At 64.3% G+C, this 238-nt stretch carries 1 protein-coding gene; it reads left to right on the top strand.

Features of this window, described 5'->3' with window-relative positions:
- Positions 1–238 (top strand): FtsW/RodA/SpoVE family cell cycle protein (locus V0R37_RS23205; protein WP_420376704.1); only part of this gene is annotated, 238 nt, incomplete at both ends.

Genomic DNA, 238 nt, shown 5'->3' on the forward strand with positions numbered 1-238 from the left:
GGCCATGGCCATGCTGTTCCTCGGTGGCGTCGGCATGCTGCGCTTCGGTCTGATGGTGGCCCTCGCGGTCGGTGCCGTGTTCGTCCTGGTGCAGACCCAGGAATATCGCCTGCAGCGTCTGATCACCTTTACCGATCCCTGGGCCGACCAGTATGGCTCGGGCTATCAGCTGACTCAGGCGCTGATCGCCTTCGGTCGCGGCGAGTGGTTCGGTGTGGGCCTGGGCAACAGCATTCAG

The organism is Pollutimonas rozaliensis (assembly GCF_048751585.1).
Taxonomy (GTDB): domain Bacteria; phylum Pseudomonadota; class Gammaproteobacteria; order Burkholderiales; family Burkholderiaceae_B.